This window comes from Desulfobacula sp. (assembly GCF_021107415.1).
Genome location: NZ_JAIOSW010000001.1, coordinates 1 through 3,621, shown reverse-complemented (window position 1 = coordinate 3,621; position 3,621 = coordinate 1). Strand labels below are relative to the sequence as shown.

5 protein-coding genes are annotated in these 3,621 nt (G+C 42.8%); 1 reads left to right on the top strand and 4 read right to left on the bottom strand.

The window, feature by feature from the left end:
- The 3 genes from K8S13_RS00025 to hisI all read right to left on the bottom strand — a co-directional run.
- A partial coding sequence (locus K8S13_RS00025) for a pyridoxal phosphate-dependent aminotransferase (RefSeq protein WP_291459553.1) occupies positions 1-1,007 on the bottom strand: 1,007 nt, incomplete at its 3' end.
- Positions 1,008-1,883, bottom strand: a complete 876-nt coding sequence (hisG, locus tag K8S13_RS00020; RefSeq protein ID WP_291459552.1) for an ATP phosphoribosyltransferase — start codon at positions 1,881-1,883, stop codon at positions 1,008-1,010.
- Entirely contained in the window at positions 1,883-2,257 is a 375-nt protein-coding gene (gene hisI / locus K8S13_RS00015) for a phosphoribosyl-AMP cyclohydrolase (RefSeq protein ID WP_291459551.1), read from the bottom strand. The genes hisG and hisI overlap by 1 nt, the downstream gene beginning before the upstream one ends.
- A gap of 182 nt (positions 2,258-2,439) precedes the next feature.
- On the opposite strand from hisI, the gene K8S13_RS00010 reads away from it, so the two are divergent.
- Complete coding sequence (locus K8S13_RS00010) at positions 2,440-3,114, top strand: hypothetical protein (protein ID WP_291459550.1); 675 nt, start codon at positions 2,440-2,442, stop codon at positions 3,112-3,114.
- Positions 3,115-3,141: 27 nt separating this feature from the next.
- Here the strand turns inward: K8S13_RS00010 and K8S13_RS00005 are convergent.
- Positions 3,142-3,621: ATP-binding cassette domain-containing protein (locus tag K8S13_RS00005; protein ID WP_291459549.1), on the bottom strand; the 480-nt coding region annotated here is incomplete at its 5' end.

The following is a 3,621-nucleotide window of genomic DNA, read 5'->3' as shown; positions in this document are numbered from 1 at the left end:
TCAAAAGCAAGGGCATATGAATCATTTGAGATATGTTTTGCATTGGCAAATACATAAAATGCACCCGTGGGTTCAATCGTAATCCCAAATCCCATTTGCTTTAGTCTCTCAATGACATAGATGCGGCGCTTATTGTAAGTCGCTCTCATGGCTTTGGTTTCTTTATGAGCATCTTTTAAGGCTGCCGCACCTGCCAGCTGGATGACTGAATTGGCACAAATGAAAAAATTTTGTTGCAGGATCTGTAATGCGCGGACAAATTCAGGCGGTGCTATCAGATATCCAAGACGCAGGCCCGTCATGGCAAAAAGTTTTGAAAACCCGTTCAACACAAAGGCTTTGTCTGTAAATTCATAGATCGAATGTTCCTTTCCTTCATATACAAGCCCATGATAAATTTCATCTGAAATCACATAAAGGTTATTGGCTTCTGCAATATCCACAATCTGCTGCATTCTTTTCTTTGGAATAACATTTCCCGTTGGATTGGAAGGAGAATTAATAAAAATCGCACGGGTTTTAGACGTAATTTTCTCTTTTATCGCTTCCGGAGTATAGACAAACCCTTCCTCTTCCGAGACCGGCACTGTCACCGGAACCCCTTGAACATAATTAATAAAATTTGCATAACAGGCATAGTGGGGATCGGAAATAATGATCTCATCCCCGGGATTTACAAGAACGGAAAACAAAAGCAGCATGGCCGGAGAAGTACCTGAGGTCACCAGGATATGCCCCGGATCAATACTGGTATTATAGGTTGTTTTATGGTACTCGCTGATGGCTTCCCTCAGCCGGATATCACCCAGGCTGTGGGTATAGTGTGTCTCATTTCCCGAAAAAGCTTCGATGCCGGCCTTATTGACACACTCAGGCACATTAAAGTCAGGTTCCCCGATCTCCATATGGATGACATCAATACCTGACGCCTCCATTTTATGAATCTTTTCAAGGATTTCCATCACGATAAAAGGCGTTATATTTTCACATCTATTGGCAGGTTTCATTTAAAGTACCTTATTTAACGGATATTCAATAATTCCTTCTGCACCAACTTTCAGCAGCTTTGGAATCAAATCTCTGACCAGTCCTGTATCAACAATCGTTTCCACGGAAAACCAGTCGGATTGATACAAAGATGCTATGGTGGGTGCATTCAGACTTGGGAGAAGAGAAACGACTCTTGCAATTTTACTTTCAGGCACATTCATTTTTATTCCCACAAGCTTTTCTGCAACCAGCGCCGCCTGTAACAGCAAGGCAATTTGTTCAATTTTCTGTCTTTTCTCTGGAATTTCCCAGGCTGTTTTATTTGCAATCAACTGGGTATTGGTTTGCATGACTTCATGGATCACCCTTAAATTATGAGCCTTAATCGTACTCTCGGTTTCCGTGATCTCCACAATGGCATCTGCAAGGCCTGAAACAATCTTGGCTTCAGTGGCACCCCATGAAAATTTTATGTTTACATCAATATTCCGGTCCTTAAAAAACCGCTTTGTGAATTTTACAAGCTCCGTGGAAATGGTTTTACCTGCAAGATCCTCAAGGGTTTTCATGGGAGAATCATTTGCAACGGCAATCACCCATCTTGCCGGCCGGGCACTGACCTTGGAATAGATAAGATCGGCCACTACATGGACATCGGATTCATGCTCTGCAATCCAGTCAAGACCTGTTAACCCGGCATCAATAACGCCGCTTTCAACATTGATGGACATCTCCTGAGCACGGCACAGGGCGCACTCAATGGACTCATCATTTATATCAGGAAAATAGCTTCTTCCTTCAATATTGATTTTCCATCCTGAGCGTTTAAAAAGATTTATCGTTGCATTCTGAAGGCTTCCCTTGGGAATTCCTAATTTCAGTATTTTTTCCATTATTTATATACCTCTTTTGGATCAAAAATTTTCGATTCTACTATTTTTAAATCATTTCCCACCACCTTTGAAAAAAAACAGCTCTTATACCCTTTATGACAAGCGGCATTACCGATCTGCTCCACTTTTAAAAGGACGGTATCATTATCACAATCCACCCGGATTTCCTTTACATTCTGTACATGACCGGATGTTTCCCCTTTTTTCCACAATGCATTCCTTGATCTGCTGTAGTAAGTGGCTTTCCCGGTTTTCAAAGTTTCAGTAAAGGCTTGTTCATTCATGTAAGCCAGCATCAGGACTTCACCTGTTTTATCATCCTGTGCAATGGCAGGAATCAATCCATTGCCCTTTTTATAATCAAGTTTTACCATGGCCTGAAACAACTCCTTTCGGTGTAATAATCAAAACTTGATTAAATAACCAATATTGTTCAAAAAGTCAAATTTTAAGAATTGCTGATTTCAGGATTTCACAAGCTTTTGATTATACTATTGCATCCCTTTTGGGTATACTATATTTTACTTTTGCAAGATGAATATCAAAGGAGAAGAGCGTGATCCCCTGGGAAGAAATCGACCGGGCCAAAATCCCCGGCCAAAAAGGAGAAGTCATTTTGTTGAAACGAGACTCGGAATTCTCCATCCGAACCGCAGGGACAGAGCTGATGAACAGCCGTGTCCATGGTTCAGAAGATGCGTTAGCTGAACTCACATGCCGCCGCATTAAACAAAAGTCGGGCTTAAGGATTCTCATTGGCGGCCTGGGCATGGGGTTCACCCTGGCAGCCACACTTGAACAATCCAAACCGGACACACACATCATTGTATCCGAACTGATCCCGGCCGTGGTCAAATGGAACCGGGAACACCTGGGACACCTTGCCCGAATGCCGCTGAATGATTCCCGGGTATCGGTTAAGGAAAAAGATGTGGCAAAAATCATAAAAACAAAAAAATCTGCCTGGGATGCCATAATTCTTGATGTAGACAATGGTCCTGAAGGACTCACCCGAAAAGCCAATGACCGCCTTTACACCAGATCCGGCCTGAAAACTTCCTTTTTTGCCCTTTGTCCCGGTGGAATTCTGGCTGTCTGGTCTTCAAAAACAGATGAAGCCTTCACCCGGCGCCTTACGCAGTGTGGATTTACAACCGAAGCCATCACCGTACGAGCCCGAAAATCCGGAAAAGGCAGCCATCACACAATCTGGCTTGCAAAAAAACCATGATAGCATTATATTTTTAACCCTAAATTATTAAGCCGCTTTTTGTATCATAATTTTTCGTATTTTTGCAACTTCCGTACTTTTAATATACTCGTCAAACGTCATGAACCGATCGATGACACCACCGGGGATGATCTCTATAATCCTATTTACAACTGTATTCACGAACTCATGGTCATGGGAGGTAAAAAGAATTACCTCCTGGAATTTGACCAGGCTGTCATTTAAGGATGTAATCGATTCCAGGTCTAGGTGGTTGGTGGGTTCATCCATCATCAGGACATTGGAGTTGGAAAGCATCATCCTTGAAAGCATGCAGCGGACTTTTTCCCCACCAGAAAGCACGTTGATTTTTTTTGTGGCCTCTTCCCCGGAAAAGAGCATACGCCCCAGGAAGGTCCGGACAAAATTTTCGGTCTCTTTGGGAGGAGCAAACTGCAGGAGCCACTCGATAAGATTCAGGTCGCCGTTGAAATAAGTACTGTGTTCCTTAGGAAAATAAGAGTGCGT